This window comes from Alishewanella sp. HL-SH06, assembly GCF_052656265.1.
In genome coordinates this window covers 1179416-1205610 of record NZ_CP199752.1, presented here as the reverse complement: position 1 = coordinate 1205610, position 26195 = coordinate 1179416, and the positions used below count along the sequence as shown (strand labels likewise).

Here is a 26195-nt window from a genome sequence, read left to right as displayed (position 1 = left end):
GCCCTTTTCGTTTTACTTACGCTAAGGTGACCTTAGCAAATTTACGTTTACCTACCTGATAAATTTGACAAGTGCCTTTGGCAATATCTAACTTAGCATCAGTAACCTTGGTTTCACCGTCTAACTTCACCGCGCCTTGTTTGATCATGCGCAGTGCTTCAGAGGTACTCTCCACCAAGCCAGCCGCTTTTAACAGGTTAGCAATGGGCATGCTGGGCTCATCACAGCTTAAGGTGATTTCGGCAATGTCATCTGGCAAGGCATTTTTACTAAAACGCTGAATAAAGTCTTGATGGGCCGATTCAGCCGCCGCATCGTCGTGAAAACGACTGATTAATTCTTTCGCTAAAGCAATTTTCACATCGCGCGGATTCAGCCCTGCTGCCACATCGTGTTTCAAGTGTGCAATCTCAGTCAGCGGGCGGAAACTCAATAAGTCGTAATAACGCCACATTAACTCGTCAGAGATAGACATGACTTTACCAAACATTTCGTTCGGTGCATCGGTAATACCAATGTAATTACCTAAAGATTTAGACATTTTCTGCACACCGTCTAAACCTTCCAGTAAGGGCACCATCATGACCGTTTGTGGCCGCATGCCTTCATCTTTTTGCAGCTCACGCCCCATCAACAAGTTAAAGCGTTGATCAGTGCCCCCCATCTCAACATCGGCTTCTAAGGCAACAGAATCCCAACCCTGTACTAACGGATACAGAAATTCGTGAATAGCGATGGATTGATTGTTAGCAAAACGCTTTTTAAAATCATCACGCTCTAGCATACGCGCGACGGTTTGGCGTGATCCCAGTTTGATCATGCCGGCAGCGCCTAATTTCTCCATCCACTCAGAATTAAAGGCGACCCGCGTTTTGGCCGGATCTAGAATTTTAAATACTTGTTCTTTATAGGTTTCAGCGTTAGCCAACACCTCTTCGCGGCTTAAAGGCTTTCGCGTAACGTTTTTACCACTCGGATCGCCAATCATGCCGGTAAAGTCACCAATTAAGAATATGACTTCATGGCCTAACTGCTGAAAAGTACGCAATTTATTAATCAGCACCGTGTGGCCTAAATGTAAATCAGGCGCCGTCGGATCGAAGCCCGCCTTGATCTTAAGAGGTTTGCCTTCCTTTAATTTGGCAATTAGCTCTTCTTCAAGCAGAATTTCCTCGCAACCGCGTTTTAGCTCTGCTAATGCCTGTGCCCAATCGGCCATTTTTAACTCCTAAGAATAAATATTTTTGCTCAGATAACGGCCATTCTATCGCATGTGCCGCCGAGGTGAAACGCACAAAAGTCTGGTATCTTCGAAAAAAAACAGATATGCTCGCTTTTTGTGCATTCTCAGATATTGTGGTTATTATGCAGCAATTAGTCGCTCAAATTCCTTCTCGCCATCGCCTGCTAATTCTGCTGGTTTCTGTTTTTATTGCTATTTTGCTACTTTTACCGTCCGAGCAAGCCTCTGCCTCTCGCGGTTCCGAACACAGCAGCTTAGCCATCAGCAACACCTACAGTGTTGAACTGAACCTTCCCGCTGAAACCCCCTTAGCGGCTTTACCTGAAGTAAGCGATGAAGTGCCGGAATTACCCGATGTGGTTATCGAACAACGGGGGTTACAGTGGACCACGCTCGAAGTGCAAAGTGGCGATATCTTATCTAGCCTGTTTCGCAAAGCCAATGTTAGCCAGCAAACCATGCTGAGCATTTTAGATTTAGGCAAAACAACACGCACGTTAACTCGGCTTTATCCTGGTGAAAAATTAGAATTTGGTTTGGATGAGCAAGGCGAATTACAACAACTGCGTTATGCCATTGATCGCCTGACTACCTTACAAATCAACCGCAACCTTGAGGGCAACTTCACGGTAGAAGAATTACGCAAGCCCGTAGAACAACGCCAACAATTCACCAGTGCCGAAATTCGCAGTAATTTTTGGAGTGCCGGTTTAGCCGCAGGCTTAACCGATGCGCAGATTATGCAACTGGCTGGGATTTTTGGTTGGGACATCGATTTTGCTTTGGACATTCGCGCGGGCGATTATTTCTCTGTGCTCTATAATGCCGACTACGTTGAAGGTGAATTCTTGGGTAATGGCACCATTTTAGCGGCGCAATTCAGCAATCAGGGCCAGGTGTATCAAGCTATTCGCCATAGCGATGGTAACTACTACAAACCTGATGGTAAAAGCATGCGCCAGGCTTTTTTGCGCGCGCCGGTTAGTTTTCAATACGTTAGCTCTAACTTTAATCCACGCCGCTTACATCCGGTGTTAGGCACTGTACGGGCACATAATGGTACTGATTATGTAGCGCCAGTCGGCACTCCCATTATGGCGGCAGGGGATGGCAAGGTCACAAAATCAGCCTACAATAGCTTAAATGGTCACTATGTGTTTATTCAACACGCCAATAATATTGTTACCAAATATCTGCATTTATCGAAACGCTTAGTGAAAACCGGTGAACGTGTGCGCCAAGGTCAAAGCATTGGTAAATTAGGCTCTACCGGCCGTGTAACGGGCGCGCATTTACATTATGAATTTATGCTCGATGGTGTGCATCGCAATCCACGTACCGTGAAATTACCCGAAGCACTGCCACTACAGGGTAAAGACAAGCAACAGTTTATGCTAACCGCTAGTACCGTATTGGCCGAGCTGCAACAACAACATCAGCAATACCTAGCGAGCCAAGAGCAACCTGCTGCTCCTCTGGTAGCTAACTAATACCAGTAATTGAACCTTGCTCTATTAGTAATGCTAAAGCATTTATGATTACATAAAATATCGGCTTCTTAAGCCTATACAATCCAATAAAAGATTGAAAAGATTATAGTGCTTTATTAATCAATCACTTAACTTACCTTAAAGTCAGATTAAATACTCAGTTGTTAAAGCAGTTACTATACAGTACACCACCTCTGCAGAGTAAATATCGCTTTGATACTTAGCTTTGACGATAGCGACTGCTTCATTTGGTATTTTGCCAAAATAATAGGAAGTAGAGCAAAACGTTGCAGCATTTTAGGCTATGTTTATATTAATGTGCTCGAATGTTCTCGTTTCAGTTTTAGCCTGATACTCGCCGTGCAACATATATAGTTAAGTCTTGATAAGCTGCTTTCACTGCCGCTGAAAATGCTTCGTTCAGGCTAAGCTCTGTCGGGAATACCCTATCTAGTGCTAAAAATAGTGGTACATCATGGTTGGCTATGCCTGTGCACTGCGAAACGACCTCGAGCAGATTATCGACTAAGGGATCAATCAGCTTTTCGCCCTCGCTAACGCGATGACGGATAAACAAGAACCAAGCAGCCAAACAGCTACTCAGCAGTTGAATATCACGCCCTGCCGCAAGGTTGTCTTTGATAACAGGTAAAATACGCATCGGTATTTTTTGCGAACCATCCCAGGCAATTTGGGCCAATAAATGCCGAATGGCTGGGTTACAAAAACGGGCAAAAATATCGGTACTGTATTGGTTAACATCCAGCTCGCTGGGTGCAATAAACGATGGGATAATTTCTGCGGTGACCATCTGCTTAAGTTGCGCCACCAGTTGCTGATCCTGCATCGCATCGTAAACTGTCTCATATCCAAGCAAATAGCCGGTGTAAGCCAAAGTGGAATGCGGCGCATTTAATAATCGCAACTTGGCTTTTTCAAAGGCGCTAACATCGGCGGCATAAATAACACCGGCTTGCTGCCAGGCTGGCCTCTCACTGGGTAGAATATCTTCAATCACCCATTGTACAAAAGCTTCACGCTTAATAGGCCAGTTATCTTGTAAGCCTATCTCTTTGGTAACATTGGTGCGCAGTGTTTCGTCGGTCGCCGGGGTAATGCTATCGACCATAGTGCAGGGACTAATCAACTGTTGCTCTAGCCAGTTCGCCAGCGCCGGATTTTTTTGTGAAGTATAGCTAATTAATGCCCGACGTAGTTTACGGCCGTTGTCGGTCAGGTTGTCGCAGCTAATCACACAAAAGGGTGCCACATTGGCCTGATAGCGAGCAGCTAAAGCACTGGCTAATAAGCCGATGGCAGTAACAGCCTGGCTATTACCGTTTAAATCCTGCTGAATTTGCGGGTGTTGTAAGTCCAGCTCTCCAGCGGCATTCAAGCAATAGCCTTTTTCGGTAATGGTCATGGTGACATATCGAGTGCTGGGGGCGGTTAAACGGGCAAACACCGCAGCATGTTGCTCGCTGGCAATTAATACTTCCTGCACGCTACCAATAATTTGATAACTGGTTTTGCTATCGAGCACGGCAAGTGTATATAAACCATCTTGCGGCATTAGCGCCTGACTGACATCGGCTGAGCGCATCGATACGGCACTGATAGCCCAATCGCCGCCATGTTGCAGGGCTTGTTCGGTATAAAAGGCCTGATGGCCACGAAAAAAAGCACCAGGGCCTAAATGTACAATGCCAATTTGTGGTTTAACCTCAGCCAGGCGATAAGCCGGAAGTGGTAATTTGCCGTCGAGGCTGGCGAGTGTACGATTGCTTAAATGTTCCATAATTTGCCTGCTGTTCACGTTTAGCTATGTGGCTTCACTCAGTAAAGGCACACAATGCCCCCTTTCCCTGGGGGCTCCTGTCCAGCATCCATGCTGGACACGCTTTGTTTAGCCCTTACTGAGCTTCGCTGCCGAGTATCGTGGTATACCCTGTCAATTTTTTTACTATTTCAACTGATACGCTTTTTTCACCAAACCGTAAGTCAGCTCATAAGCTAACTCGCCTGCTTCGGCTTCGGTTAGCCGGTGCTCTGCGACTAAACCGGCCAAAAAGCGGCAGTCAATACGACGAGCCACATCATGTCTTGCTGGAATAGATAAAAAAGCGCGGGTATCGTCGTTAAAGCCAACGGTATTATAAAAACCCGCGGTTTCGGTGACTTGATGCCGGAAGCGCAGCATACCTTCAGGGCTATCGTGGAACCACCAAGCCGGGCCGAGTTTTAAAGCCGGATAATGACCTGCTAATGGCGCCAGTTCACGGGCATAGGTGGTTTCATCCAGCGTAAACAAAATAATGTTTAAACCGGCTTCGTTACCGTATTTTTGTAATAGTGGCTTTAAGTTGCTAACAAACTCGGTTGGGCTTGGAATGTCTGCACCTTTATCCGGGCCAAAGCGCTCAAAAATCATCTGGTTATGGTTACGGTGCGCACCGGGGTGAATTTGCATAGTCATGCCATCTTGCAGACTCATACCCGCCATTTCGGTCAGCATTTGGCCTCTAAATAATTCGGTTTCTGCCATGCTGGCAGTGCCTGCTAAACAACGTTGAAAAAGCGCGGCAGCTTCCGCTTCTGGTAAATCGGCAGTAATGGCAGACGGGTGACCATGATCGGTCGCTGTTGCACCATGTTCACGGAAAAAAGCCCGGCGAATACGTAAAGCTTGCAGGTAACCCTGCCAATGACTGGTATCTTCGCCAGTAAGTTCGCCCAATTTCGCCACATTAACCGCAAAATCTGCGCGGTCCGCATCTACAACGTCATCAGGCCGAAAGGTCGTAATAACGTTTTGTTCAAAGCCCGTCCCTTTTAATTTAGCATGGTACCGTAAATCGTTTAACGCCCCTTCAGTAGTAGCAATTAACTCGATGTTAAAGCGCCCTAATAAAGCGCGAGGTTTAAACTCAGGCTTAGCCAACTGCTCGTTGATGGTGTCGTAATACAGATCAGCGGTGTCTTCGGTCAGCGTTACGGTTAAACCAAAGACATCATGGAATACGGTGTCTAACCAAATACGCGAAGGAGTGCCGCGGAACAAATAATAGTACTTAGCAAAAATATGAAAAATTTTGCGATAATCACTTTCTACCACTGCCCCATCTTTACGGCGAATCCCCAGCGATTCCAGTTTAATGCCCTGGCTGTAGAGCATGCGAAAAACATAATGATCGGGTAACAACAGTAAGGCAGTGGCATTTTCAAAATTGGCATCATCGGCAAACCAACGTGGATCAGTGTGACCATGCGGGCTAATAATGGGTAAGTCTTTAATTTGCGCGTACAGTCGCTGCGCGATAGCACGAACCACCGGATCGGCTGGAAATAATCGGTCTGGGTGAAGTTCTAAAGGAAGTGTTTGAATCATGATATTTGTCCTGTTTCGTATTCAGTCAGCTGTTCCACTTAAGCTCGCCCTATCGATGCGTTGCGTAGGTTTTAATGTTATAGCGTAACGCCGCTTGCCGTATTGTAATTTCACGCTAATCAGTGAACTCTTTGTGCTTACGTTGTGTAAACAGCACAACCACCTGCAAACAGAAATTCATGGGACGCGTCGATGGCATCATGCACTGAGCGCAGCGGTAACATCATCGCCAATTCACTATGGCTTGCGCCCTTTGCCAGACTAGCTGAATATGCCTAAGCCGCCGCGCAAATTGCAACTCCAGAGCAAGCGGCTTTTTTGTCTTTCAGCAACAAAGTAAGGACTTTCGAATAACAAAGGCCGACGAGCAGCCAACCTTATTTCATTGAAATAACTAACTATCTGCATGCAAAATGTTTTAGCAAGAAAATAGATAACTTTCTATAAAAAAACCACTTCCATAAGAAGTGGTTTACTAAGACTAGTAGAATTAAATAACGACATTCTAATAGCGCTTTATTTCATAGTATTGTTAGTTTAACCCACTAAAGCCAACAGAATACCGGCAGCCACAGCAGAGCCGATAACACCTGCTACGTTCGGCCCCATCGCATGCATTAACAAGAAGTTATGCGGATCAGCTTCTAAACCCAATTTGTTCGATACCCGTGCGGCCATCGGTACCGCGGATACCCCAGCAGAGCCAATCAACGGGTTGATGCTTTGCTTTGATACCTTATTCATGAACTTCGCCATCAACACACCGGCAGCGGTACCGATAGCAAACGCCACCATACCCAGCATCAGGATGCCCAAGGTTTGGGTCGTTAAGAATTTATCGGCACTTAAGCGTGAACCGACCGCGAGGCCTAAAAAAATGGTAACGATGTTAATTAACTCGTTTTGTGCGGTTTTGCTTAAACGATCAACTACACCACACTCTTTCATTAGGTTACCTAAACAGAACATACCAATTAACGGCGTGGCGGTAGGTAATAACAAAATAGTGAGCACTAACAACAGTAAAGGAAAGACGATCTTCTCGCGCTTAGACACCACACGCAGTTGTGTCATTTGGATCTTCCGCTCTGCTGGTGTAGTTAATGCTCGCATAATAGGAGGCTGGATCAGCGGCACCAGCGCCATATATGAGTATGCGGCTACCGCAATAGCGCCAAGCAAATCAGGCGCTAAGCGCGATGCTAAAAAGATCGCCGTTGGACCATCAGCGCCGCCAATAATGGCAATCGCTGAAGCCTCTTTCATGGTAAAACTTAAACCGGGTACCCAGTTCAGTGCGATAGCACCAAGTAGCGTAGCAAAAATACCAAACTGTGCGGCGGCCCCTAAAAACAACATCCGCGGATTAGCAATTAAAGCGCTAAAGTCGGTTAAGGCACCCACCCCAAGGAAAATGAGCAACGGGAATAAACCCGAGGTAATACCCATATCATAAAACAGATAGAGTACCCCGCCAGGCTCACCCATACCGGCTAAGGGTACGTTAGTTAAGATTGCGCCAAAGCCAATCGGTACTAACAACAGGGGTTCAAAACCTTTGGCGATAGCCAAAAACAGTAGCAGTACCCCAACCAACATCATAATTATTTGGCCAAGGCTAAAGTGCACTAACCCCGTTGAATCAATCAGTGTTTGAATAGCTTCCATCAGAAATCCTTGTTATCTCAACACTGCATTAATCGAAACTGATTAGCACATCACCGGTCGTGACAGAGTCACCGGCCGCAACATGAATTTTCGAGACAGTACCATTGGCCACCGCCCGCACTTCAGTTTCCATCTTCATCGCTTCCATAATGATCACCACATCACCCCGTTGCACGCTGGCACCCGGCTTGGTCACGATTTTCCAGATATTACCGGCTAAGGGGGCATTTAACGTTGCACTACCGGTAACCGAGGCGCTACCAGGAATATTTTCAGATACCACCGGTTTAACGCTGCTTAATTCACCTGTTGGCGCAACATCAACCTCATACACTTTCCCGTCTACCCGCACGCTATAGCTCGCTGGGCCATTGTTAGTCAGTGGTTGACGCTCTGCCACGGCTGGTTTTGCAGAAGAAGAAGGCATAACCGGTGCAGGCTCAAACGCCGCCGGATTGTTACGATTTTTCAGGAACTTCAAGCCCACTTGTGGGAATAAAGCATAAGTTAATACGTCATCAATAGTATCAGTGGCTAAATCGATGTTTTCGGTTTTCGCGAGTTCGGTGAGTTCTGCGGTAAGCTTCTCTAACTCTGGCGTTAATACATCCGCTGGGCGGCAAGTAATGGCTTTGCCACCGGCCAAAACCTTTTCCTGTAATTCCGCATTAACCGGCGCCGGTGTGGCACCGTATTCGCCTTTTAACACACCCGCTGTTTCTTTGGTGATGGTTTTGTAGCGCTCGCCCGTTAAGACGTTTAATACCGCCTGAGTACCCACAATTTGCGATGTCGGTGTGACTAACGGTAAGAAACCCAGATCTTCGCGCACGCGAGGGATTTCTTTTAGTACGTCATCCAGTTTCTCGATGGCGCCTTGTTCTTTTAACTGACTTTCCATATTGGTTAGCATGCCACCTGGCACTTGCGCTAACAAAATTCGGGCGTCAACGCCTTTTAATGAGCCTTCAAACTGGGCATATTTCGCCCGCACATCACGGAAATAAGCTGCGATTTCTGCCATCAGCTCCATATTCAGCCCGGTATCACGTTCTGTGCCTTCAGTGATTGCAACCATTGTTTCCGTTGCAGTGTGACCATAGGTCATACTCATAGAAGAAATGGCGGTATCAAGCATATCAATACCCGCATCAATGGCTTTCTGATACGTAGCGGTGCTTAAACCGGTGGTGGCATGACATTGCATAGCAATGGGTATTTTTACTTCTTCTTTTAAACGGGTAATTAACTCTTCACAAGTATAAGGTTTAAGTAAACCGGCCATGTCTTTAATACAAATGGAGTCACAACCCATATCTTCTAACTGCCGCGCCATATTCAACCACATATCAATGGTATGCACTGGGCTGACGGTATAAGAAATGGTGCCTTGAGCATGCGCGCCCACCTTGATGGCCGCTTGTACTGCGGTTTGCAAATTACGAATATCGTTCATGGCATCAAAGATGCGGAATACATCTACACCGTTGTCGTGGGCGCGTTCAACAAAGCGCGTGACAACATCATCGGCATAATGGCGATAGCCCAGTAAATTTTGACCGCGTAACAACATTTGCTGCTTGGTGTTTGGCATAGCTTTTTTTAATTCGCGAATGCGATGCCAAGGATCTTCACCTAAATAACGTATACAAGAATCGAAGGTGGCCCCACCCCAAGACTCCATTGACCAGTAACCGACTTTATCTAACTTGCTGGCGATTGGCAGCATATCTTCTAAACGTAAGCGGGTAGCCAACAACGATTGGTGTGCATCGCGCAACACCAGCTCGGTTAATAACAAAGGCTTCGTCATGCCAGTATCCTCTTGGTCTGTTTATTGTTTTTGACGGTACTGATGCACTGCAGCACTGATAGCAGCAATGATAGTAGGGGAAACACCGCCGGCAGCCGTTGTGCTGACGTGAGATGATTTTTCGGTTTGTTTAACAGGGAAATAACGCTGGATCGTTTTGCTCATGAGTTGCAGTAACACCACTAGCAAAAATAGAAAAGTAAACACCGAGACCATGCCTATCAGCATCAATCCCGCTGCTTCAAATAGTAAATCAGCAACCATCGTTAAATTCCTCAACGTGTTTACACAGTGGCGCTTGCTTAAAAACCTTAGCAAGCGTTAGACAATAGTTAACAAAGTATGGTCTAAACTGTTGTGATAATAAAATAAATTAGCGTGATACTTACTATAGGTCTTGTAGCCGATTGCCAGCTTAGCGTCAAGAGTTAAGCCATTTAAATTTCTAGACATCCAAAAACCTAAATATGCCCCCCCACACACACGTTAATGCTGCTGCACAGCTAAGGTGATGTCCTGTAATAACTGCTGCCAACCTTGACTCAAGGCGTTTACCATGGCTGGATAACCGGCATCGGCCAGCGGTACCTGGTACAAAAAGGCTTGTGTTTGCACTCGTTTCTCGTCGCTAATACTGTAACGGCCACTGACCACAGCCTGACCATCTGCATCGGCATAAAAACGGTCTATATCTAAGCGTAATAGCGCAACTTGTGCGGTCGGCTGTGGCAATAACGCCAGCTTTGGCACACTGGTCAATAAATACTCGGCAAGCTGACGTTGCAACTGTTGCTCTAAGGAGTCTGTCCACAGATGCTGTCGCGCGATACTAAACTCGACCGTTGATTGTTGCACCACTAAACCACTGCCATTTAAATAACTCGCCACTCTCACTGGCGCAATGGCTAATGCGGCTATCGCTGCTGGCTCGACTGGCTTGGCACTTGGTGCTGCAACCTGATAATAACGTGTACCATTAACAGTGTTGCTGCATGCACTTAAGGTGATCAGCAAGACCAGTATGACAAGTAAATGTAGTTTCATTGTTGAGCTTTCCTTGGCTGCGGATCGGCATTATCACTGGCATTGATCAGTAAGGCATTACTTTGCTGATTCAACATTTTCAACACCGGTTGTAACTCTCTTAGTACCTGATCCATCATTTGCAAATTCATTCCCGCTCGTTCATAAGCGGTTGACCCTGGGCTTACCCCAGCTAACGCTTGGCGTAAGTCATTTAAGCTTTGCTGCAATTCACTCGGTAACTGCTGTAACTCAGGTTGGCTAACAAACTGTTGTAAGGTCGCTAATAATTGCTCACTGCTGGCTAGCATTTGCTCTGTTGCTGCCAAGGTTTGTTGGCCCTGCGTTAAGAATTCTTCTAATTGCAGATTATTGACTTTATCCAATGCCATCAGCACTTTTTGCTCAATGTTACTAAAACCGCTGCGCGCTGAAGGTAAGCTGGGATAGCCCGCTTGGCGACTTAACAACAACTGCTCGTTATATAACGCTTGCTGCCGACTGTCGGCTAATAGCTCGCTGTTGATATCCAAATCGACATAGAGTGCTCCCGTTAATAAATTACCGGTTTTTAATACGGCATGCAGGCCACGACTTACCGCCTGGCTAAGTTCATTACCCAATTGCGCTAAGGTGAGGTTTTCATAAAGCCGGCCGGCTTCAATTCTTAACAGAACAGGCACCCCTTGATTCAACGAAACTTCAAACGGTTTTTTCATCGCGAAAAAGAACGGTACACTGGTAACGGTACCCACTCGCACCCCTCTAAACTCAACCGGCGCACCGGCCTTTAAGCCGCGTACCGATTCATCAAAAAAGACCATATACTCTACAAACTGATAATACATACCATCTTGGATGCTTTGTTTATCCGGAAACAACTGAAACTCGGTACCATTTTCGGCCGCGGCACCAACAGGCCAACCATCTAGCACATCAAAACTGACACCACCGCTCAGTAAGGTAGCGGCAGAGCCCACATCCACTGACAAACCTTCTGCCGATAAGTCGATAGACAAGCCACTACTCAGCCAAAACCGCACATTTTCAGTAACCAACACGTCAAAAGGTTGTTTGATATATAACTGATAATGCGTGCTGCGCGTGCTTAGTTCAAATTCGCTGCTTTCCACGGTGCCCACTTCATAGCCTCGGTATAACACCGGATCACCAATGGTTAAGCCGCCCGCATCAGAGGTTTGTAATTTTACACGCACGCCAGGTGCATCAGCTGAAGCAACGGGTGGGGTATTTAATAACGGATGGGTGAGCACCACCCGAGTCGCATCACCGGGTTGTAACTCAATATAAGAACCCGACATCAGGGTATTTAAGCCGGTTACACCACCTCGACCAATTTGGGGTTTCACCACCCAAAACTGTGACGCTTCGTTTAACAATGGCGTCACATTCGGTTTCATACGCGCTTTGATCATCACTTGACTAAGATCTTCACTCAATTCAACCGAGACCACCTGACCAACATCGACATTACGATTCTTAATTTGGGTTTTACCGGCAACAATACCTTCCGCGTTTTCTGCCACGAGCAACAACATCGCGCCTTGTTGCTGAAAATGGTTATATAACATCCACAAACCAATGAGGATAGCGACGATAGGCACTACCCAAATCGGTGACCACTGCTTGATCGGACTTACCTCGGCCTGCACTAACTCTGCCTCTGTCACACATCTCTCCTTGTATCAGCTTGCTGATCCCACAGCAAACGCGGATCAAAACTTATTGCCGCCAACATGGTAATCACCACCACTGCAGCAAATACTAACGCCCCCACTCCGGGATAGACGCTCATCAGCAAACCGAACCGTACCAAAGCTGCCAAAATGGCCACCACTAACACATCGACCATAGACCAGCGACCTACCCAATCCACCAATAAGTAAATTTGCGTGCTCATCTTACCTTGTCTGGCTGTGGGGTACTTTGTCAAATAGCATAACCAGAACATCACAATGATTTTCACTATGGGCACCACCACACTGGCTAACAATATCACAATCGCCACCGGATATTCGCCGTCTTGCCACATTAACAATAAACCACTAATGATGGTTGAATCGGTAACACTGCCAAAAGAGACCGTACGCATTATAGGTAACAAATTTGCCGGTATATACAAAATACAAGCCGCCAGCAAAAGTGCGAGTGTACGCTGCAAGCTCGCAGGATTGCGGGCATGCACCCTATTATGGCAGCGCGGACAATGCGTATGCTGCTCACGCATAATCGCGGTGCAACACTGGCATAATTTTAGCTGTTGGCTTAAACCACTTTGCCCGACTTTCGCCGCTACTGCCGGTTGCGGGCTCGGCGCAATCTTCGACCAGAGTTGATGGCGGTCGATCACCTGAAAAGTACGTAAATGAAATAAACAAAATAAACAAAAAGCCCAAAAGCTTGGACCCAGAGAAATATCGGCATCGGCAACCAACTTAACAAAGCTGATTAACAACCCCATCAAAAAGATGTCCACCATACTCCACGGCTTCAACATAAACAGCACGCGGGCCATCCAAATACGCGCTGGCAAACGGTAAACCATACCCAACTTTAAATAAATCACTGCCACCATACAAAATGCTGGAACCGCTTGAATAAATAACCAAACTAAGATTGCTAAGCTTTGGTGGTATTCATTAAACAATACCGAAGACGCATCAAAAAAATGCATTTCGCTATGGTTACCGGCTAAGCCCATACTGACGAAAGGAAATAAATTCGCCATTAACAACATAAACAGCGCTGAAGCCGCATAAGAGACTGGACGTAAGATGGGCTGTGGCTGTCGTGCATCCAGCTGAGAATGACATCGGCGACAATGCGCTTCTTGTCCGGCTTGCAAACTGGGTAATTGTTGTAATAAATCACAATGCCGGCAGAGCACCAATTCGTCGTTTGGCGCTGAAGCAGCAGAAAGAGATGGTGGAAGCGTTTGACCGTTAGCGATGGACACGAATGAATTTGCCCTCGAGGAACTATGTTGCTGTTATAGCATATTTTCGAAAATCAAACGACTAAATATCATGGTCACGGGTAGCGGCATTATTGCAAAACTATGGCGTTTCGCTTGACACCTTTATCTCTTAATATAAATGACTCAAAGTAACCGCAAATTTCATTTGCATCAGCCTGTAATTATTAACATTTTCGCCGTTGGCGAGATACTTTCTTTTGCGTCGCTAAAAGAAAGCATCCAAAGAAAATGCGCCCCCACTTCCGCTCGAAAGCCCAACTGCTCATGCGCTGTCCAAGGCGAGAACGTAACTCGCACGGCACTACCGTCGCCGCACTCAAACACCCGTTTTCTTAAAACCTTGGCCAACAATGATCAGTCGGCTCGCTCTAAGGGGGAGTTGCAGCAAGCTTCTGGGTCAGAGACAAGCATCTTGTTAAGTGCCGCTATCTTGGGTAAAAGTGAGCTAATGGGCTTACCAGTAAAACGGTTAACAGTACAAGGCCAAACAATAATGTGAAAGCTGAAACCTTTGATAATAACAACGCGATCCTGTCATCTGATTTTTTGTAAATAGCCGCTAAAGCAACTAATAAACAAATTGATACCACATAAGTAATCAGCGCCATTGAGCTTCCAATTGAAATCCCTTCCCCATTGCTTCCATAAAACTTATAAAGGCTCCAAAGTGCACTGGTTACACGCTCTGTTACTGCATATAGCTGGTAAAAACTGATCAGTAAGATCAGCAGAGCTAAAGAACGAAAGAGTAGTTTCATGGCCATATGTACATTATTTTGCAGGAGAAACCTGTAATAAGATGATAGTAGTTAACTTTTTCGCCGTTGGCGAGATACTTTCTTTTGCGTCGCCAAAAGAAAGTATCCAAAGAAAATGCGCCCCCACTTCTGCTCGAAAGCCCAACTGCTCATGCGCTGTCCAAGGCGAAAACGTAACTCGCGCGGCGCTACCGTCGCCGCACTCAAACACCCGTTTTCTTAAAACCTTGGCCAACGATGATCAGTCGGCTCGCTCCAAAGGGGGAGTTACAGCAAGCTACGGGGTCAGAGACAACAACAAGCTTCTGGGTCAGAGACAAGCATCTTGTTAAGTGCCGCTATCTTGGGTAAAAGTGAGCTAATGGGCTTACCAGTAAAACGGTTAACAGTACAAGGCCAAACAATAATGTGAAAGCTGAAACCTTTGATAATAACAACGCGATCCTGTCATCTGATTTTTTGTAAATAGCCGCTAAAGCAACTAATAAACAAATTGATACCACATAAGTAATCAGCGCCATTGAGCTGCCAATTGAAATCCCTTCCCCATTGCTTCCATAAAACTTATAAAGGCTCCAAAGTGCACTGGTTACACGCTCTGTTACTGCATATAGCTGGTAAAAACTGATCAGTAAGATCAGCAGAGCTAAAGAACGAAAGAGTAGTTTCATGGCCATATGTACATTATTTTGCAGGAGAAACCTGTAATAAGATGATAGTAGTTAACTTTTTCGCCGTTGGCGAGATACTTTCTTTTGCGTCGCCAAAAGAAAGTATCCAAAGAAAATGCGACCCCACTTCCGCTCGAAAGCCCGACTGCTCATGCGCTGTCCAAGGCGAAAACGTAACTCGCGCGGCGCTACCGTCGCCGCACTCAAACACCCGTTTTCTTAAAACCTTGGCCAACGATGATCAGTCGGCTCGCTCTAAGGGGAGCTCATATTCTAAGCCGTATTCCCTTAGTTGAGCAGTTGGTACCAATTGCAACAGTGAGATTATCAGCATCATTTTTGCTGTAGTGGCAAATCAGGTTGAACAAGTTGACAGCGAAGTCAACTTTGGCTGGAGACGTCTTTTTCAGGGATGAAAAAGAGGAGCGTACAGGGAGGTATTTACCGCGTGCTCCAGCCGAAGCTTTACACAGCGTTTAACGTCTTGCAAGCTTCAAACTTCAGGTTAGATACCAAAATCCTTCGTTTTCGCCGTTGCCGTTTAGCTTGAGTAATGGGTTAAGTGTCGTTATTTTCGTTATACCGAGCATTTATTTTCTCGATGGAGTTAATAACTAGCTGCTCCAGCACAGTTGTATCTAGATCGGAAAGGCGCTTGAAGTATAAACAGGATTTGGTCATACGGTGCTGGCCAAGCTTACAGAGCAGCGAGGCATGGGTTGTATCTTCGCAGCTTAAATAGACAACAAGTTCTCGTCCTCTGATAGCGAAGCCGGTTAAACACATTTCTCCCGTTCTGCCACTCTCGTATTTGTACTTGTATGAGCCATAGCCAACGATGCTCGGGCCCCACATCTTCGGTGGCTGCCCTGTAATTTTCTTAAACATCGCCATTAGGGTTTCACAATCTGTCTTTTGACTGTCGTTAGCACGTGTGGATATGTAGTCTGCAACACTGGCGTGAGTTGCCTTTGTCTTAAGTTCAGCCATTTTTATCGTTCCTCAGAGAATTTTTTGTAGCGCCTTACGCCCAAAATTAACGCGCTGCGGGTTGGTGTTCGACAGCCAGTGGCAGCAAGTGATGCAATAACATGGACTCCCCCTCACTATCCGGCATCGATGTGCCACACTGAGAGTGTCAAAACAAACAGTCACAAGTGAGGGGAAGTCGCATGGAACAGTCTATACGTTGTGGGGTCGATATTGCAAAGCTCGTGTTTCAAATTCATGGCGTTAATGCTAAATCAGGTGAAACCATCGTGGTTAAAAAGTTAGCCAGAGGCGAAATGCTGCGCTATTTTGCCAATAAACCACCGATGCTTATCGGCATTGAAGCCTGCGGTGGTGCGCATTATTGGGCGCGTGAACTGACAAAACTCGGCCATACCGTAAAGCTGATGACGCCGCAGTATGTGGCACCTTACCGGCGCGGCGGTAAAAACGATGCCAATGATGCCGAAGCCATTTGTGAAGCCTTAGCCAGACCGAATATGCGCTTTGTTGCGGTTAAATCCGAATCACAACAAGCGGTATTAGTCATGCACCGCATGCGTGACCAATGGGTACGTGAACGCACCTCACTGATGAACCAAATCCGCAGCTATCTGCACGAGTTTGGCATTGTGATTAATCAGGGCCGCGCAGCACTGGCCAAGACATTACCCTTGGTGGCTGAATCAGAAACCTTACCGCTGCTGTTTCGCCAGAGTATGGCTGATTTAGCGGACAAGTTAGCTGATTTAGAAACGCGCATTAATTCGTTAAACAAACGGATTGAAGCCTGGAGCAAGCAAGATACCACCGCAAAAGCTTTACTTGAGCTCTGTGGTGTCGGTAGCGTTACCGCCAGTGCGGCAGTAGCAACAGCCGGTGATGTCTCCGTATTTAAAAACGGCAGGCAATTCGCCGCTTGGCTCGGTTTAGTGCCTAAACAGAATTCATCCGGTGGTAAAACGCAACTCGGTGCCATTACTAAACGCGGTGACCGCTATTTGCGAACATTACTGGTTCAAGGTGCCAGAACGGTAATGTTAGCAGCCAGCAGAGCCCAAAAGTCCACGCAAACAACACCCATGTTCGAGTGGATTTATAAGCTACAAGAGCGGCGGCCAAACAATGTTGTCGCGGTCGCTATCGCCGCAAAACAAGCCAGAATGCTCTGGGCAATCATGGCAAAGCAGCAACGGCAAGATGCTTTAGGTTTAGCAATATGATGTAGCAGAAACATAGTAGTAAAAACAGTAAGTTAACGACAACTCTCAACCAAAGAATTGCACTACAAAGTGGATAAAACAAAGCGGCAACGACCGTGCACAGGAAGAGCCTGGTAACAATGCTGGTAGTTATTACCGTTGATGCGATGAGGCACCTGTGCGCGAAAGTTATCAGGGCTGGAGCATGGCTAACACCATGAAACTCACGAGCCGAATAGACGTATGCAGTCATTCACCGCCAAATTTGATCACTTTGTGCTTGCAATAGAGGGGGAGTCCATAGACGTATTGTTATCAGCTGAACTCACGTATTTGAATATGATTACCATCTGAGTCTGCTATGTTACATACTTTAAATATTGGATTAGACCATACACCTGCAAATGACTGACCGCCCAGCTGCTCGGCTTTCAATTTAGCGGCATTAAGATCATCGACTGCCATAAACAGCTTAATTGAATTGAATTCTGGTGTAGGCATTGTGGTTAATGGAACATGGATAACGATATTAAAGCCATCTTTAACCAGACTAACGAGCTCTGACGTTTCCCGCGTCACGTTCATCGAAAACAACTCAGTATAAAATTTAGCAAGCGAATGAATATTATTAGAATATATTAAAGCGCCATTTTTTGCCGGTCCGATCATTTCTATTCCTTATTACGCAAATGATGCAATACATTATAACGCTTAAATCAGCCGCCGTTTTGGGTGGCTGCATTCACTGATTAGGCGGTAAATAGCGCTTTGCATTTTTCTCACCTAGCGCCTTCGCAAAACGCTCATACGCCCAAAGTGCACAATACCGCATAGCATAACGCAAATTCTGATCCTGATTATGAGGTTCCTACTCTCTTTTAACGCCATCCCACGGAAACACCTGAAATGCGTCCTTAACTATTCCGGCATCTAACGCAAAAAGGGTATGAGGGATTTTGTTGGTGGATGCGGGTGAGTAGCGCTGATTCGCTCGTGCGCTATCATAAACACTGACTTTTTCGGTTGAACCACGACCGTCAACGATAAGAATAGTACCGGTTGATTGATGCTTATCGAAGAATGCTTGGCATTCAGGCTTTTCAGAAATTTTCTCCTGAGTGAAAACGTCAGGACTAAAAATTACGAAAGGTAACAAAAAAATAAAAAATTTAATATTCACTATGCATCCAAGTGAGCCTAACGCCTTAATTAGCAAAAACATGTTGGCTAAATTGCAGCGGCGCGAAACCAAGCCAACGTAAATTTGCGCACTTTAGACCGCGAGTTAGAAACACCCTACGACCAAGCCGGAGGCCAGCCAAATAGCAATATACTTGCAAAAAACAAAGGGACTGAAATAGCCGTTAAAAAGTATCCATATATCATCGGTGAGCGATAAAGGTCACAAAATTTAATACCGGAGCTTGAATTGGATTCTTTATATAGTTTCTGTTTTAAATACTTAGTGGTTGGCCAAGCTTTTACAAGATCACCGTTGCTTATAATGGTCGGGGTACCAGCATGCTGCCATTGTTCAGGATGGTGCTTTTTCAACTTGATTAAAAACGTCCACTGTATAGCACTACCGATAACCAGCATTCCTAGAAAGTAAATTAATGCTATAGCGGTTGGGTGTGTTATCGATTCCACTCTGTACTCCCTTAGCGTCAAACTCAGCGCAGAAAACTTAGACGCAGTTTAACGTCGCAGCTAGCCATAAAGCTTGCTTGTTATAACTAATCTTGTTGCAACTTACTGAATTCACGCTTTATAAAAAACCACATGAACAATCCCCAAAATAACCCACCAATTGGAAACAACACAAGAGCGAGAAATATACTTTCGTTAAAAGGTATGCTGTCTATAAAATGCATGATCGCTGACCAGAGAATGGCTGTTGGCACTCCCCAGCCAAGCACACCGTGTTTTAAAACGTAAAACCATTTACCTTTTTTAACCAAAGCCTTTAGCTTTTCTGATTGGTGTGGGTGCATAAACTTAACCATTTAAAGTTTTAACGCACGTAGCACAAGCCGAAACCCGCGCAGCGTTTGAGGACCAGGCCACGCTTTTTGTTGCTGGAACAAAAATTAAGCAATTTTTTATAAACTTAGACACTGTACCATGTGGGTTTTGGCTCTTTTGAATTCCACCCCCAATCTTGTAATGTTTCAATGACGTGCTCACGGTCATATTTATCATAGTAACTTGGATTGAGCCCCGTTCCTTGAAAACCTTTAAGCTTAGAGGCTTCAAAACAAGCTTCTTCAGAGTCCTTGCGAGATGTAATGAGGGTACCGTTAGGTCCACCAAACTGAGGCAATAAGCCCGTAATTTGATATTCTTGACCATCAGAGCCGATAAATATGTATGGTGATATAAACAGTATCTCAAGGTCTTCAGCTGCATCCAACCAAGATTGTTGTGGACGATTAATAAGCGAACTCAACAACTTCACATTCTCATTGTCTGGTGCGTCAATATCTCTGTAGACCAAAAAGTCTACGAACCCACCTTCGTCAAAAGACACAACCCAACGCTCTGAAAAAGCGTCCACCTCAACATCAATGCATCCCATATGTTCGCGATATTCTATGCGAATTGGATATTTCTCTTCACTCATCAGAGCCAGAAAATCGAAAAGTTTCATCTTACCCCTATTGGCTTTTAACACCTGCCTAAGCGGCAATTACTAATCGGCTAAAATATTGAGCGCAGCGACAATAGCCCATTATTAATTGTCCGAGCTTGTGAGCGAATTGAGGCACTTGTTATGTGCCATTAATCCACTGTAATTCACAGTTGCTATAAATAACTGCAACTAGAGCTTTTTTGTTAGCTTCATTATTGTATTGCAACTCAATGAAACCCAAACTACTGTCACTATCTATTTCACGAGATAATTCATGGGAATATCGTAGGTTTACCAATTTATGTTCAAACATAAAACCATCGCTTGAAGCTTGGTGTTGTTTCGCGATGAAAACTCTGCTGATCATATCAACGGCTTCAGACTCAGGGATATTTAAACAATCCCTATTAGATTGCTGGACATAAAATGAAACAGCAAAAATAGATGTAAAGCATAGTAATATCACAAGTAAAATTTTAATCACACGCTTCAATATACGACTCCAAACTAGCTAAGGTACATAACGCAGCCAGCAGCGGCCGAAAAACCGCACAGCGGGTTTGAGGTCCAGCGACCAAAGGAAGCGTTGCTGACTGGCCTTGTTAAATTCAATTAGCTCTACAGCACTTTCTTTGCAGGCTGAGTAACTATCAAGTAAATGATATACCCAAGTATCGGAAAAAATACGACTGCTAAAGACCAACCAAACTTTGCACCACCGTGTGAACGGCTTGAGAGAATTACATGAATCAATGGCAAAACCATTATGAGTAGCAAATGCCAAATACTTATCCCACCCATCATAAATTTAATCCTTTAATTAATTTGAACATTAAAATCTTTCTCAAGACCACTTTGAATTTAACAGCTTATTCGACGAAAAATTCCATATTTAAAAACGGACTTTTCAGCCTTTGTAAATTTCATGTTGATAACATTACATCGGTTTTGACCTGTTCACAACGAGTTATGGGTACAGAAGTTATATTATTAGTGATAGATGCTGAAAAATCCGCCTATCGAGCACGATGCTCTCTCAATATTGCCTTTCTGTAATTTCAGTAAATAATATTTAGTAATATGCCTTTAAAAAGACCGCTTTGACACAAACTGCTTTTCAGTAAGCAAACACCACTCTAGATCTTATCCCCCTTAGAGCGAGCCGACTGAGCATCGTTGGCCAAGGTTTTAAGAAAACGGGTGTTTGAGTGCGGCGACGCTAGCGCCGCGCGAGTTACGTTTTCGCCTTGGACAGCGCATGAGCAGTTGGGCTTTCGAGCGGAAGTGGGGTCGCATTTTCTTTGGATACTTTCTTTTGGCGACGCAAAAGAAAGTATCTCGCCAACGGCGAAAACGTTTAACTAAATAACAATATAGGCCTCAAATGAAAAACCCGCTCAAGCGTTAACTTAAGCGGGTTGCTTTGTATAGGGTGGACGCAGGAGGATTGCAGGCGGCTATCCTGCCGCCTGCCCTACGGGTCGCACTAAAGTGCGCGCCAACTTATTCCCGATAAGTTGGTCGAACCTAACGGAGCTTCTCACCCGCCTGCGTCAGTTTGCATCACGTCAGAATGAAAAAACCCGCTATGGCGTTAGCCGTAGCGGGTTCTTCGTATATGGTGGACGCAGGAGGATTCGAACCTCCGACCGCTCGGTTCGTAGCCGAGTACTCTATCCAGCTGAGCTATGCGTCCAGGGTCAAGCAAGTTGTCTACACAATGATTAAAGTACTGTGTAAGGTACTGCCCAATTTAAGATGGTGGACGCAGGAGGATTCGAACCTCCGACCGCTCGGTTCGTAGCCGAGTACTCTATCCAGCTGAGCTATGCGTCCATCTTAAAAATGGCGGAGAAAGAGGGATTCGAACCCTCGATAGAGTTTCCCCTATACACCCTTAGCAGGGGTGCGCCTTCAGCCACTCGGCCATTTCTCCACTCTGTGTTGCGGCGTGTATATTAATGTCTCAGGAAAATATGTCAAACAATTTTTAGAGCAGATCAGTGTGTTTGCCGACCTTTTAAACAATTTGCTGGTTATTTAAGTCATCTTACAAGATAGAGTAAATAACCGGCTCTCGTTTAGGGTGTTTTGAACAATTACTCAGTCTCGCTAAAATTGCCACCGTTGGTGTCTTTTTCAGCTTGAATACGCATATAAATTTCTTCACGGTGTACAGAAATGTCTTTTGGTGCATTAACACCAATTCGTACTTGATTACCTTTAACGCCTAATACAGTTACAGTAACTTCATCACCGATCATTAGGGTCTCACCTACACGACGTGTCAGTATTAGCATTCTTTTGCTCCTTTGCCTGTCTATGGCAGTATTTGTTATTACTGCTTAATTTGCCGGTATGATAACCCAGCATTGTTCCTTTTAAAACGCTTCAATCAGCTTCATTATCGCTAAGCGGCATTAAAGCCGCTCTTTTATATACGAAAAAGCTAATTCTAAAACTTTTGGTAAGTTTTCAACGTCAGTTGCGCCCGCTTGTGCCATATCTGGCCGGCCACCCCCTTTGCCACCTAATTGGTTAGCAGCCCATGCGACTAACTGCCCAGCATGCACTTTGCCGGTTAAATCCGCACTGACTCCAGCAATTAAACTCACTTTACCCTCTTGCGAACTTGCTAATAAAATCACAGTCGAGCCGAGTTTATTTTTCAATTCGTCTAACAAAGTACGCAACGCTTTGCCATCTGTATCAGGTAATTGTTGAATAAGTACTTGTACACCGTTTAATTGCTGCACGTTATCGGTTAACGATGCGCCAGCATAACTGGCCAGTTTACCCTTTAACTGCTCAATTTCTTTCTCAAGCGACTTAGCGCGGTCTAAGCTTTGCTGCACGCGCTCGGTTAAACTAAAAGTATCACCTTTTAATAAAGCCGCCGCTTGCTGTGCTTGCGCTTCTAATTGCTGAATGTAGCTAATGGCCGCTGCGGCGCAAACCGCTTCAATACGTCGAACTCCCGAAGCAATACCGCCTTCACTGACAATTTTGAAAACACCAATATCCCCCGTTCTGTTGACATGGGTACCACCACAAAGTTCGATAGAAAAATCACCCATGCTTAACACACGGACTTCTTCATCATACTTTTCACCGAATAACGCCATAGCGCCCGCGGTTTTCGCATCATCAATCGACATAATGCGCGTTTGTAAGGCTAAGTTTAATTGGATCTGCTGATTGACCAGCTGTTCAATCTGCTGCAACTCGGCGGCTTTCACCCCTTCAAAGTGTGAGAAGTCAAAGCGTAAGCGCTCTGGCCCCACTAAAGAGCCTTTTTGCGTGACATGCTCACCGAGCACTTGACGTAACGCGGCATGTAATAAGTGCGTTGCTGAGTGATTTTTGCGGATCGCATCACGCCGCGCGGCATCAATGTTGGTATCTAAACGCATACCCACTTGCAGCGCCTGCTCGGCTTTACCTTGGTGGGCAAAGGCTTTACCGATTTTAACGGTATCTTGTACCGAAAAAAGTACACCTGTACTGTTATTTAACGTACCGGTATCACCCACTTGGCCGCCCGACTCCGCATAGAAAGGGCTGCTATCTAAAATCACTAAACCGCTATCACCCGCGTCTAATTGCGATACGCTTTGGCCATCTTTTAGTATTTCAACGACAAGTGCATTGCCCGCTTCTGCGGTATAACCGGTAAATTCAGTCTGTTGGTTGGAGCTCACTTGTTGATTGTAATCCACACCGAAGTTGCTGGCTTGCTGTGCACGTTTACGTTGCTCGGCCATCGCGCTATCAAAGCCCGCTTGGTCAATCGTTAAGTTACGCTCACGTGCTACATCGTTGGTTAAATCGACAGGGAAACCATAGGTATCATATAACTTAAACACCAGCGAACCGGGAATTTCGCTGCTAGATAACGCCGCCAATTCGTCGTCTAGGATCTGTAAACCACGCTCTAGGGTTTTACCAAACTGCTCTTCTTCCAAGCGTAACGCTTTTTCGATGATGGCTTGTTTTGTTAGCAACTCGGGGTAGGCTTCACCCATCTGCGCCGCTAATGCGGCCACTAATTTGTAGAAAAACGCGCCTTTCGCACCTAATTTATTACCATGGCGCACCGCACGACGAATAATCCGGCGTAGCACATAACCGCGGCCTTCGTTCGATGGCATCACGCCATCAATAATTAAGAAAGCACAACTACGAATGTGGTCGGCAATCACCCGCAACGACTTATCCGATAAATCGCTCGCGCCAGTAACCGCTGCAGCCGCGTTAATTAACGAGACAAAGGTATCCGTTTCATAGTTGCTGTGAACGTGTTGCAAAATAGCGGAGATACGTTCTAAGCCCATACCGGTGTCCACACTGGGTTTTGGCAGTGGCTGCATTTCACCGCTGGCTAAGCGGTTAAACTGCATAAAAACGATATTCCAAATTTCAATAAAACGATCGCCATCTTCTTCTGGTGAGCCTGGTGGGCCACCCCAAATATCTTCGCCGTGATCGTAGAAAATTTCAGTACAAGGACCGCATGGGCCAGTATCACCCATTGCCCAGAAGTTATCTGAAGCGTATGGCGCGCCTTTGTTATCACCAATGCGGATAATCCGTTCAGCTGGCACACCAATATCGTTAAGCCACAGATCATAGGCTTCATCATCGGTAGCATAAATGGTGACTAATAATTTGCTCTTCGGCAGTTGCACCACTTCGGTTAAAAACTCCCAAGCATAACGAATGGCGTCTTGCTTAAAGTAATCACCAAAACTGAAATTACCGAGCATTTCAAAAAAGGTATGATGACGTGCGGTATAACCGACGTTTTCTAAATCGTTGTGCTTACCCCCCGCCCTGACACAGCGCTGAGACGAAACTGCGCGCGTGTAGTTACGTTGGTCTTGGCCTAAGAATACATCTTTAAACTGAACCATACCCGCATTGGTAAATAACAAGGTGGCATCGTTACCTGGGATCAAGGAACTACTCGACACAATGCTGTGGCCTTTGCTGGCGAAGAAATCTAAAAAGGCTTGCCGTACTGCGGCAGATGTCATACTCATGAAAAATCCTGTTCAGTTGTTCGGTTAATCATTCTGGTCAAAGACCGCCCGGATTTGCTCGCTACTAAAGCCGCGACGCTGCAAAAAAGCCATACGTTTTGCTTTGTCTTTGTAATCAACAATGGCTTTTTCACCAAATTTCTTTTGATAGGCTTGGCGGGCGAGATCCCACCAGTCTATTTCTTCTGCGGCAATCGCCGTAGCGAGTTGCTGCTCGGTCAATTTGTGTTGACGACACTCTTGCAAAATATAGCGGTAACCATAGCCTTGGCGGCAGCGGTTACGCAATATCATTAATAAAAAACGATCTTCATTCAGGTAGTTTTCACTACTGCACCACTCGAGCACTACCGCTAATTCTTCGGCTGTGGCGCCCTTTTGCTGTAATTTAACAGAAAGCGCAGCCCGACTGTAATCTCGCCGACTTAAATAATTCAGTGCGGCTTGGCGTAATTCCCGCTGTCTATCTGCCGTCACACTTCTAATACGCCATCTTGTTGTGATTTAACTTGCAGCGCAAACAGCTCATTAAATGACAAGAAAAACGCAATATGTAACACCGGCATTACCACGATTAAGCCCAGGAAAAAGGTCGGAACTGTTAAGATAATCAGTAGCAAACTTAATAAACCAAAACTTACTAGGGCCGGAATGTTACGCCAGCAAGCGATAAAACTGGCTTGCAATATGGTAAAAATGCGCTGTTCTTTTAAAAAATAAGCAATCGCCACGGCATAAGCAAACAGCATAGCGGTGATCAGGGTGGCAATTAATAACAAGAGTAAAGACCAGCTATAGCCTGCAGCCACATCAGGGGATTCTTGTGCTAATTGCATGGTGGCAAATACATCAACGCGAAATTGCGCTAACGGAATAGAAATTAAAAAGTTAAGCGCGGCAATCACTAATAAAATGCGCCGAGTGGCGGGTTCTTTAAACGGTTGGAATAACCAGTCGATACTGATTTTTTGTTGTTGCTGCACACCTAATACCGCACGGTAAAAACCGGCCGTAATAAAGGGGCTTGCTAACACCGCAATAATCAGGGTGATCTCGTGCAAACTTGCCAATACGCTTAACGCGAGGGTCAGTAAAATCATCTGCACAAAAACGATGGGATATTGCTTAAAAATGCCCCAGGCGTTTTTTAACCACGCTATCGAGGCAGCTGCGCTGACTCTGCGGATAATTAACTTTATTTGAAACGGCTTTTCCACAGGCTCTCCAAAACAACACCGCTACACCAACACTGGTGTAGCGGAAGTATGATACTGCAA

At 45.5% G+C, this 26195-nt stretch carries 25 protein-coding genes and 3 tRNA genes; 2 read left to right on the top strand and 26 right to left on the bottom strand.

Annotated features, from left to right (window positions below):
* Positions 1 to 16: 16 nt before the first annotated feature.
* Positions 17 to 1219: a tyrosine--tRNA ligase gene (gene tyrS, locus ACUJFK_RS05560; protein ID WP_445426309.1), complete on the bottom strand. Its 1203-nt coding sequence runs from the start codon at positions 1217 to 1219 to the stop codon at positions 17 to 19.
* Positions 1220 to 1365: 146 nt separating this feature from the next.
* Here tyrS and ACUJFK_RS05555 point away from each other — a divergent pair, with 146 nt between their 5' ends.
* A complete protein-coding gene (locus ACUJFK_RS05555) occupies positions 1366 to 2733 on the top strand; it encodes a peptidoglycan DD-metalloendopeptidase family protein (protein ID WP_445426760.1) in 1368 nt (455 codons plus the stop codon).
* Between the two features lie 343 nt (positions 2734 to 3076).
* On the opposite strand, the gene ACUJFK_RS05550 is transcribed toward ACUJFK_RS05555, so the two are convergent.
* From ACUJFK_RS05550 to ACUJFK_RS05500, 11 genes are all read right to left on the bottom strand, one after another.
* Positions 3077 to 4531, bottom strand: a complete 1455-nt coding sequence (locus ACUJFK_RS05550) for a mannitol dehydrogenase family protein (RefSeq protein ID WP_445426308.1) — start codon at positions 4529 to 4531, stop codon at positions 3077 to 3079.
* A 165-nt stretch (positions 4532 to 4696) separates the two neighbouring features.
* On the bottom strand, positions 4697 to 6121 hold the full coding sequence (gene uxaC / locus ACUJFK_RS05545; RefSeq protein WP_445426307.1) for a glucuronate isomerase: 1425 nt from the start codon (positions 6119 to 6121) through the stop codon (positions 4697 to 4699).
* A gap of 537 nt (positions 6122 to 6658) precedes the next feature.
* Positions 6659 to 7789: a sodium ion-translocating decarboxylase subunit beta gene (locus tag ACUJFK_RS05540; protein ID WP_226749672.1), complete on the bottom strand. Its 1131-nt coding sequence runs from the start codon at positions 7787 to 7789 to the stop codon at positions 6659 to 6661.
* Positions 7790 to 7817: 28 nt separating this feature from the next.
* Positions 7818 to 9602 carry a sodium-extruding oxaloacetate decarboxylase subunit alpha gene (oadA, locus tag ACUJFK_RS05535; protein WP_445426306.1) on the bottom strand — a complete coding sequence of 595 codons (1785 nt, stop codon included), beginning with the start codon at positions 9600 to 9602 and terminating at the stop codon, positions 7818 to 7820.
* Between the two features lie 21 nt (positions 9603 to 9623).
* Positions 9624 to 9866: an oxaloacetate decarboxylase subunit gamma gene (locus ACUJFK_RS05530; protein WP_226749670.1), complete on the bottom strand. Its 243-nt coding sequence runs from the start codon at positions 9864 to 9866 to the stop codon at positions 9624 to 9626.
* Between the two features lie 222 nt (positions 9867 to 10088).
* Complete coding sequence (locus ACUJFK_RS05525) at positions 10089 to 10646, bottom strand: PqiC family protein (protein ID WP_226749669.1); 558 nt, start codon at positions 10644 to 10646, stop codon at positions 10089 to 10091.
* Complete coding sequence (gene pqiB, locus ACUJFK_RS05520) at positions 10643 to 12316, bottom strand: intermembrane transport protein PqiB (protein ID WP_445426305.1); 1674 nt, start codon at positions 12314 to 12316, stop codon at positions 10643 to 10645. The genes ACUJFK_RS05525 and pqiB overlap by 4 nt, the downstream gene beginning before the upstream one ends.
* The gene (locus ACUJFK_RS05515; RefSeq protein ID WP_445426304.1) at positions 12313 to 13602 is read right to left on the bottom strand and encodes a PqiA/YebS family transporter subunit; all 1290 of its coding nucleotides are present in this window, start codon (positions 13600 to 13602) and stop codon (positions 12313 to 12315) included. Before ACUJFK_RS05515 ends, pqiB begins: the two co-directional genes overlap by 4 nt.
* Before the next feature lie 446 nt (positions 13603 to 14048).
* Positions 14049 to 14387, bottom strand: a complete 339-nt coding sequence (locus tag ACUJFK_RS05510) for a hypothetical protein (RefSeq protein WP_226749666.1) — start codon at positions 14385 to 14387, stop codon at positions 14049 to 14051.
* A gap of 332 nt (positions 14388 to 14719) precedes the next feature.
* On the bottom strand, positions 14720 to 15058 hold the full coding sequence (locus tag ACUJFK_RS05505; RefSeq protein ID WP_226749666.1) for a hypothetical protein: 339 nt from the start codon (positions 15056 to 15058) through the stop codon (positions 14720 to 14722).
* 552 nt (positions 15059 to 15610) lie between these two features.
* Complete coding sequence (locus ACUJFK_RS05500; RefSeq protein ID WP_445426303.1) at positions 15611 to 16042, bottom strand: DUF1801 domain-containing protein; 432 nt, start codon at positions 16040 to 16042, stop codon at positions 15611 to 15613.
* Between the two features lie 182 nt (positions 16043 to 16224).
* Between ACUJFK_RS05500 and ACUJFK_RS05495 the strand changes: the two genes are divergently transcribed.
* Complete coding sequence (locus ACUJFK_RS05495) at positions 16225 to 17265, top strand: IS110 family transposase (protein ID WP_445426302.1); 1041 nt, start codon at positions 16225 to 16227, stop codon at positions 17263 to 17265.
* A 294-nt stretch (positions 17266 to 17559) separates the two neighbouring features.
* Here ACUJFK_RS05495 and ACUJFK_RS05490 read toward each other — a convergent pair whose 3' ends face one another.
* From ACUJFK_RS05490 to ACUJFK_RS05425, 14 genes are all read right to left on the bottom strand, one after another.
* Positions 17560 to 17913, bottom strand: coding sequence for a VOC family protein (locus ACUJFK_RS05490; protein ID WP_445426301.1), 354 nt, complete (start codon positions 17911 to 17913; stop codon positions 17560 to 17562).
* Between the two features lie 199 nt (positions 17914 to 18112).
* On the bottom strand, positions 18113 to 18424 hold the full coding sequence (locus tag ACUJFK_RS05485; protein WP_445426300.1) for a penicillin-binding transpeptidase domain-containing protein: 312 nt from the start codon (positions 18422 to 18424) through the stop codon (positions 18113 to 18115).
* Positions 18425 to 18540: 116 nt separating this feature from the next.
* Entirely contained in the window at positions 18541 to 18894 is a 354-nt protein-coding gene (locus ACUJFK_RS05480) for a hypothetical protein (protein ID WP_445426299.1), read from the bottom strand.
* A gap of 86 nt (positions 18895 to 18980) precedes the next feature.
* Positions 18981 to 19238 carry a hypothetical protein gene (locus ACUJFK_RS05475; protein WP_445426298.1) on the bottom strand — a complete coding sequence of 86 codons (258 nt, stop codon included), beginning with the start codon at positions 19236 to 19238 and terminating at the stop codon, positions 18981 to 18983.
* Between the two features lie 116 nt (positions 19239 to 19354).
* The gene (locus ACUJFK_RS05470; protein ID WP_226749660.1) at positions 19355 to 19894 is read right to left on the bottom strand and encodes a hypothetical protein; all 540 of its coding nucleotides are present in this window, start codon (positions 19892 to 19894) and stop codon (positions 19355 to 19357) included.
* A 121-nt stretch (positions 19895 to 20015) separates the two neighbouring features.
* Entirely contained in the window at positions 20016 to 20369 is a 354-nt protein-coding gene (locus tag ACUJFK_RS05465) for a hypothetical protein (RefSeq protein ID WP_226749659.1), read from the bottom strand.
* 125 nt (positions 20370 to 20494) lie between these two features.
* Entirely contained in the window at positions 20495 to 20641 is a 147-nt protein-coding gene (locus ACUJFK_RS05460; protein WP_226749957.1) for a PLDc N-terminal domain-containing protein, read from the bottom strand.
* An 854-nt stretch (positions 20642 to 21495) separates the two neighbouring features.
* Positions 21496 to 21572 (bottom strand) — tRNA-Arg (locus ACUJFK_RS05455).
* Positions 21573 to 21635: 63 nt separating this feature from the next.
* Positions 21636 to 21712: transfer RNA gene (locus ACUJFK_RS05450), tRNA-Arg, on the bottom strand.
* 10 nt (positions 21713 to 21722) lie between these two features.
* A tRNA-Ser gene (locus ACUJFK_RS05445) sits at positions 21723 to 21812 on the bottom strand.
* A 163-nt stretch (positions 21813 to 21975) separates the two neighbouring features.
* Positions 21976 to 22176, bottom strand: a complete 201-nt coding sequence (gene csrA, locus ACUJFK_RS05440; RefSeq protein ID WP_226749658.1) for a carbon storage regulator CsrA — start codon at positions 22174 to 22176, stop codon at positions 21976 to 21978.
* A gap of 120 nt (positions 22177 to 22296) precedes the next feature.
* The gene (gene alaS, locus ACUJFK_RS05435; protein ID WP_445426297.1) at positions 22297 to 24918 is read right to left on the bottom strand and encodes an alanine--tRNA ligase; all 2622 of its coding nucleotides are present in this window, start codon (positions 24916 to 24918) and stop codon (positions 22297 to 22299) included.
* A 24-nt stretch (positions 24919 to 24942) separates the two neighbouring features.
* Positions 24943 to 25395, bottom strand: coding sequence for a regulatory protein RecX (locus ACUJFK_RS05430; protein ID WP_445426296.1), 453 nt, complete (start codon positions 25393 to 25395; stop codon positions 24943 to 24945).
* On the bottom strand, positions 25392 to 26135 hold the full coding sequence (locus ACUJFK_RS05425) for a hypothetical protein (protein WP_226749655.1): 744 nt from the start codon (positions 26133 to 26135) through the stop codon (positions 25392 to 25394). The genes ACUJFK_RS05430 and ACUJFK_RS05425 overlap by 4 nt, the downstream gene beginning before the upstream one ends.
* Positions 26136 to 26195: the final 60 nt, after the last annotated feature.